This is a genomic window from Yoonia sp., from assembly GCF_046498525.1.
GTDB lineage: Bacteria > Pseudomonadota > Alphaproteobacteria > Rhodobacterales > Rhodobacteraceae > Yoonia.
Map to the genome: position 1 here is coordinate 1 of NZ_JAWOAN010000170.1, position 5,495 is coordinate 5,495.

Sequence of the window (5,495 nt, forward strand, 5' to 3'; positions counted from 1 at the left end):
CACAGGGTCAGGGACAGGCAGAACCCCAATCCCATGGCCACCACGGCGGGGATGCCGTCGGCGCGGCGGTCCACGAGGACGAGGAGCATCAACAGGGGGAGAAGGAGACCCATGGGGTACTTGAACAGGGTGGCCAAGCCTACGCCCACACCACTGACCACGTAAGCCCAACGCTGATCACGATCCCGGGCAAACAGAAAAGCCAACACGCCCAGGGCCGTTGGCAGCGTCTGAAAGCCATCGGTCTGGGCCGTGTTCCAAAAGTCAAAAGAATAGTACCAGAGCGTGTAAAGCCCGCCGGCCAGCACCCCAGCGTAGCCCTTTTTGCAGACCGCCAGCTGTCGGGCTTGTCGCGGTGGCATGTCGAAAGCGAGGCGATGGCGCGCGCCCTGGCAATAGTGATCGAAGGCCAATCCGCCTTGCCAATGGCCCGGTTCTGGGGCGGTGGCACCAGCGCGTCCAGTGATGGGCAATTCTTCCCCACCACGCGCCAGGGCGAAGCAATGAACCTGATCAACGCCAAATACGGCCACGAACCCGGCCTAAAAGCCTATACCCATGTCTCCGACCAGTTCGGCCCCTTCGCCACCCAGACAATCCCGGCCACGGTGAACGAGGCCCCTTACATCCTGGACGGCCTGTTGATGACAGACGCAGGCCAGAAAATCCGCGAACAGTATGCCGACACGGGCGGCTTCACCGACCACGTCTTCGCCGTCACCGCCCTTCTGGGCTTTCAGTTCATCCCCCGCATCCGGGATCTGCCTTCCAAGCGCCTTTACCTCTTCGATCCGGCATCCTGCCCAAAAGAACTGAAGGGCCTGATCGGCGGCAAGGTCAGGGAACCCGTCATCAGCTCAAACTGGCCAGATATACTGCGCAGCGCGGCCACCATGGTGGCGGGCGCAATGCCGCCAAGCCAACTCTTGCGCAAATTTGCATCCTATCCCCGACAGCATGAACTTGCGGTCGCATTGCGCGAAATCGGCAGGATCGAACGGACGCTGTTCATTATCGATTGGCTGCTGGATGCCGATATGCAACGCCGTGCCCAAATCGGCCTAAATAAGGGCGAAGCGCATCATGCGCTGAAAAACGCCCTGCGCATTGGGCGCCAAGGTGAAATCCGTGATCGAACAGCCCAAGGCCAACACTTTCGAATGGCCGGGCTGAACCTCCTCGCCGCCATCATCATTTACTGGAACACCAAACATCTCGGTCACGCTGTCGATAGTCGCCACAGTGATGGTTTGGACTGCTCAGCAAACCTTCTGGCGCATATCTCACCCCTCGGGTGGGCGCACATCCTTCTCACCGGCGAATACAGGTGGCCCAAAAGATGACCAAACGGCCTGAGAATAGGGCTCTGCACGCGTTAGCAACAGGTCCATTGGTTTTGAGGTTTTTGCCCCGCTGCATGAGTGTGGAGCCTACCACGCGTTGAAGACTTGAAGACCCCTGCGTTTCCCGTAATCCTGCCGATATGGATCAGAATACCAAACGCCCCGCCTTGCGCATCCGCATTGTTTTTCGTGACGCCGGGATGATTGGGCCCGGCAAGGCTGAACTGCTCGAACGTATCGACCGCTGCGGGTCGATCGCTGCGGCGGGACGCGAGATGGGGATGAGCTATAAACGCGCCTGGCAATTAATCGGCACGCTGAACGCGATGTTCCGTGACCCTTTGGTGGAAAGCACGCGCGGCGGGCCGCGTGGTGGCGGGGCCGTGCTGACTGATGTGGGCCGCGAGGTTCTGCGCCTTTATAGCGGGTTCGAGGACGATGCCGCCAAATCAGGTGCTGCGCGGTTGGATGCGCTGCAGGAGCTCATTGTGGATGTTCCCGACAGAAAATAACGCTTGACCGATCGGCTGGGGGGTGACGATATGTTTTCCGGAACATATCACAGGAGTGCCTCCGATGTCCTTCACCCGCCGGTCTATTCTGGCCGCTGTCACCGCATTGTCGCTGACTGCTGCGCCGGCACTGGCGCAAGACGAAGCACCCGTGGTTGCCGCCGCATCCGATCTGCAATTCGCGGTCGAGGAAATTGCAGCAGCCTTCACTGCTGACACCGGCATGTCGGTGCGCCTGTCATTGGGCTCTACCGGCAATTTTGCCCGCCAGATCCGCGCAGGCGCACCTTTCGAGATATTTATGGCCGCTGATGAACAATTCATCTTCGATCTGGCACGTGATGGGTTTACCCCCAACGAAGGCGATCTTTACGCCATTGGTCGCATTGTGATCATAGTGCCGGATGGGTCCAGACTGATGCCGGACGAAAACCTCGACAATCTCGCACAGATGCTGGCAGAGGAGCAGATCACCCGCTTTGCCATCGCCAACCCCGACCACGCGCCTTACGGGATGCGCGCGCGCGAGGCGCTGATCACAAAGGGTATCTGGGACGATCTGCAACCTTTCATGGTGCTGGGCGAAAATGTGTCGCAGGCTGCGCAATTCGCGCTGTCGGGCAATGCCGAGGGCGGGATCATCGCCTATTCGCTGGCACTTGCGCCAGAGGTCAGGCGACGCGGCACCTATGCCCTGATCCCGGATGACTGGCACGAACCGCTGCGCCAGCGCATGGCGCTGCTGAATGATGCGGGGCCGGTGGCGCAAGCGTTCTATGCTTATCTGAAAGAACCTGCCGCCCGCGAAATCATGGAACGCTACGGTTTCGTGCTGCCCGGGGACGAATGATTGATGGACTGGACGGCTCTGTGGCTGTCGTTGCTGCTGGCGGCCTGGACTGTCGTGATCCTGTTGCCGGTCGCGGTGGTGATGGGCCGGTTCCTTGCCTACCGGCAGTTTCGCGGCAAGGGTCTGGTCGAGGCGCTGGTGATGCTGCCACTGGTGCTGCCACCCACGGTGTTTGGGTTTTACATGCTGGTGGCTTTCGGGCGCAATTCGCCAGTGGGTGATCTCTGGCAAAATCTCTTCGGGCATCAGCTGGTATTCACATTTGAGGGGTTGGTCGTCGCAAGCGTAATTTTCAACCTGCCCTTTGCGATCCAGCCTGCACAGCGGGGGTTTGAGGCGATCGCTGTCGAAGTGCGCGAGGCGGCGTCCTGCTGCGGCATGTCGCCATTGCGCAGCTTGTGGAAAGTCGAATTGCCGCTGGCCTGGCCCGGACTGGTCACGGCCATGGTTCTGACCTTTGCGCATACATTAGGCGAATTCGGGATCGTGCTGATGGTCGGTGGGTCAATCCCCGGCGAGACCAAAACCATTGCCATCGCGATTTATGACCGGGTGCAGGGGTTCGATGACCGAGGCGCTGCGGTCATGTCAGCGACGCTGGTCGCGATCTCGCTTTTCACGATAGCCATTACCTTCTGGCTGTCGGCCCGCGTGGGTCGGAGGTTGTCCTGATGGCATTGGAAGTGATGGCGCGTGCGGATATGCCGATCCCTCTGGATATGGTGTTCCGGGTAGAGCCAGGTGAATTGCTGGCCTTGGTGGGGCATTCGGGATCAGGCAAGACCACGCTGCTCCGCACAATCGCCGGGCTATGGCAGCCAAGCGTGGCACGAGTGACGGTAAATGGCGCGACCTGGCTTGATACTGCGGCCAGGATCGAGCTGCCCACACACCGCCGCCGGGTCGGCATCGTGTTCCAGAATTATGCGCTATTCCCGCATATGACCGCCGCACAGAACGTGATGGCGGCGACGGACCGGCCAGACGCGGTTGAGGCTGCGCGCATTCTTGACCTGGTCAATCTGCACGGACTGGCGGACCAAAAGCCTGCGCAACTCTCCGGAGGGCAACAGCAGCGCGTGGCCGTTGCCCGCGCATTGGCTCGTAAACCGCAAACGTTGTTGCTGGATGAGCCTTTTTCCGCCGTGGACCGCGCGACGCGGGAAAAGCTTTATGCCGAAATCATCGAACTGCGCCGCCATCTGGCGATGCCGGTGGTCCTCGTCACCCATGACATGAACGAGGCGCAATTGCTTGCAGACCGCATGGTGGTGATCGAGAAAGGACAGGTTGTGCGTGAAGGCACCACAGCAGAAGTCATGGCCGACCCTGCCGCCCTGCGCGCCATGGGCATCCGCGAGGTTGCGGCCATGCTGCCTGCAGTGGTCGCAGCACATGAAGATGACGGGCTGACGCGGCTGGACGCACCAACGGGGCCACTGTTCCTGCCCGGTATCGACAGCGCACCGGGCACCGCGCTGCGCGTGCGGATCATGGCGCATGATGTGATCTTGTCACGCCGCCGCCCCGAGGGCCTGTCAGCCCAGAACATCATCGCAGGCACGGTGACGCGGGTCATGCCGGGCACGGGACCGGGCGTCATGGTCCATATTGACGTCGGCGGGCATGAAGTTCTGGCCCGCATCACCCGCCGCGCCGCCGCGCAGATGGATCTGCGATCTGGCGAAATTGTTCACGCTATCCTCAAATCCATGAGCGTTGCGCGTGATCACGTTGCACGCACGCCTGACGCAAGAAAGATCGAAAGATGACCCGTCCCACACGCCCTGTGTTTTCCTTTGGTATAGGTGCGCTTGTTGGCACCGCAGGCGGGCTGATCGGTCTTGGCGGAGCCGAGTTCCGGCTACCCGCGCTGGTCGGCCCCTTACGCTTTTCCGTGCGCGAGGCTGTGGCGATCAACCTTGTCGCCAGTCTGATCGTGCTGGCTGTTGCGTTTCCATTCCGCGCCGCTGCTGTGCCTTGGGAGGCTATCACACCGCATCTGCCTGCTGTGCTGGGAATGCTGGCAGGGTCAATGTCCGCCGCCTGGGTCGGAGCGGGCTGGCTGCGCCGCGCACCGGATAAATTGCTGGGACGGTTGATCCTGATCTTGCTGGTTGCACTCGGGTTTGTACTGATCGCGGAAGGGATGTCCGTCCCCACCCCTGTCCGGCTGGTAGGCGAAGGTCTGCTGCCAACAATGCTGGTCGCGGCGGCCTGTGGTATCATCATCGGGCTGGTGTCGTCTTTGTTGGGTGTGGCAGGAGGCGAGCTGATTATCCCCGTGTTCATCCTGCTGTTCGGTGTCGATGTGAAAGTGGCGGGATCAATGTCGATGCTGGTCGGTATCCCCACGATCGTCGTCGGGTTGTTGCGGCATTTCGGGCCGGGCTCCGTGCTGCGCGAAGGCCCCGTCTGGCGGATGACGATCCTGCCTTTGGGCGCGGGATCGGTGCTGGGGGCCATCATCGGTGCGCTGGCACTGGGTCTGGTTCCCAGTCAGGCGCTTAAGATCGGACTCGGTATCATCCTGATATGGTCTGCATGGGGCGTGTTCCGGCAACTGCCGTCAAACAACCCAACAACACACGAATAAGATATCGCAGGCCGCATCACCCAAGCCACAATGGCGCGCAGCGATCTCAGCGCTTAGCGTAGGATCCTGCACTCTCCGGCATCAGACCCCTATTTGCCGGAACGTCGGAGGAAGCGTAAGCCGCGCTATGCCCGAAAGGCCCGCCCGACCGCGTCGGGCCGCTACGCGACGACATCTCGCTCGTGTCGAGCGTG

Annotated in this window: 6 protein-coding genes and 1 pseudogene; 6 read left to right on the top strand and 1 reads right to left on the bottom strand. The window is 61.1% G+C overall.

What is annotated here, in order from left to right:
• On the bottom strand, window positions 1-362 hold a 362-nt coding region (locus tag R6T97_RS10915), incomplete at its 3' end, for a glycosyltransferase family 39 protein (protein WP_410349326.1).
• Here R6T97_RS10915 and R6T97_RS10920 point away from each other — a divergent pair.
• From R6T97_RS10920 to R6T97_RS10945, 6 genes and pseudogenes are all read left to right on the top strand, one after another.
• Window positions 336-1,343: pseudogene (locus tag R6T97_RS10920) on the top strand (Tn3 family transposase); the annotation flags it as partial. The gene R6T97_RS10915 and the pseudogene R6T97_RS10920 overlap by 27 nt on opposite strands.
• A 140-nt stretch (window positions 1,344-1,483) precedes the next feature.
• The gene (locus tag R6T97_RS10925) at window positions 1,484-1,855 is read left to right on the top strand and encodes a winged helix-turn-helix domain-containing protein (protein WP_410349321.1); all 372 of its coding nucleotides are present in this window, start codon (window positions 1,484-1,486) and stop codon (window positions 1,853-1,855) included.
• 64 nt (window positions 1,856-1,919) lie between these two features.
• Entirely contained in the window at window positions 1,920-2,705 is a 786-nt protein-coding gene (gene modA, locus R6T97_RS10930; protein ID WP_410349322.1) for a molybdate ABC transporter substrate-binding protein, read from the top strand.
• A gap of 3 nt (window positions 2,706-2,708) precedes the next feature.
• On the top strand, window positions 2,709-3,377 hold the full coding sequence (gene modB / locus R6T97_RS10935) for a molybdate ABC transporter permease subunit (protein WP_410349323.1): 669 nt from the start codon (window positions 2,709-2,711) through the stop codon (window positions 3,375-3,377).
• On the top strand, window positions 3,377-4,477 hold the full coding sequence (modC, locus tag R6T97_RS10940; RefSeq protein ID WP_410349324.1) for a molybdenum ABC transporter ATP-binding protein: 1,101 nt from the start codon (window positions 3,377-3,379) through the stop codon (window positions 4,475-4,477). Before modB ends, modC begins: the two co-directional genes overlap by 1 nt.
• Entirely contained in the window at window positions 4,474-5,301 is an 828-nt protein-coding gene (locus R6T97_RS10945; RefSeq protein ID WP_410349325.1) for a sulfite exporter TauE/SafE family protein, read from the top strand. Before modC ends, R6T97_RS10945 begins: the two co-directional genes overlap by 4 nt.
• Window positions 5,302-5,495: the final 194 nt, after the last annotated feature.

What these genes read in the sequence shown, in the direction of transcription:
- R6T97_RS10925 (WP_410349321.1), top strand. Translation starts at nt 1,484, where the DNA reads ATGGATCAGAATACCAAACGCCCCGCCTTGCGCATCCGCATTGTTTTT.
- modA (WP_410349322.1), top strand. Translation starts at nt 1,920, where the DNA reads ATGTCCTTCACCCGCCGGTCTATTCTGGCCGCTGTCACCGCATTGTCG.
- modB (WP_410349323.1), top strand. Translation starts at nt 2,709, where the DNA reads ATGGACTGGACGGCTCTGTGGCTGTCGTTGCTGCTGGCGGCCTGGACT.
- modC (WP_410349324.1), top strand. Translation starts at nt 3,377, where the DNA reads ATGGCATTGGAAGTGATGGCGCGTGCGGATATGCCGATCCCTCTGGAT.
- R6T97_RS10945 (WP_410349325.1), top strand. Translation starts at nt 4,474, where the DNA reads ATGACCCGTCCCACACGCCCTGTGTTTTCCTTTGGTATAGGTGCGCTT.